The organism is Chelatococcus reniformis (assembly GCF_014640075.1).
GTDB classification, from domain to species: domain Bacteria; phylum Pseudomonadota; class Alphaproteobacteria; order Rhizobiales; family Beijerinckiaceae; genus Camelimonas; species Camelimonas reniformis.
In genome coordinates this window covers 1-557 of the sequence record NZ_BMGG01000037.1, presented here as the reverse complement: position 1 = coordinate 557, position 557 = coordinate 1, and the positions used below count along the sequence as shown (strand labels likewise).

At 68.0% G+C, this 557-nt stretch carries 1 protein-coding gene; it reads left to right on the top strand.

The window, feature by feature from the left end; translation table 11 throughout:
* The coding region (locus tag IEW34_RS30215) for a nucleotide sugar dehydrogenase (RefSeq protein WP_188612959.1) at window positions 1–557 on the top strand (557 nt) is incomplete at both ends.

Here is a 557-nt window from a genome sequence, read left to right as displayed (position 1 = left end):
TGACCAAGTATGCGGCGAACGCCTTCCTGGCGATGAAGATCACCTTCATCAACGAGATCGCCGACCTGTGCGAGCAGGTGGGGGCGGACGTGCAGGAGGTGGCGCGGGGCATCGGGCTGGACAAGCGCATCGGACCGAAGTTCCTGCACGCCGGGCCGGGCTACGGCGGCTCGTGCTTCCCCAAGGACACGCTGGCGCTGATCAAGATCGCGCAGGATCATGCGAGCCCGGTGCGGCTGATCGAGACGACGGTGGCGATCAACGACCAGCGCAAGCGGGCGATGGCGCGCAAGGTGATCCAGGCGTGCGGCGGCAGCGTGGATGGCAAGCGCATCGCGGTGCTGGGGCTGACGTTCAAGCCGAACACGGACGACATGCGCGAGGCGCCGTCGCTGGCGATCATCGCGGCCTTGCAGGACGCGGGGGCGACGGTTGTGGCCTACGATCCGGAGGGGATGGAGCAGGCGCAGCACCTCCTGGAGGCGGTGACCTACGCGGAGGACCCGTACAGCTGCGCCACCGGCGCCGACGCGCTGGTCATCGTCACCGAATGGGAT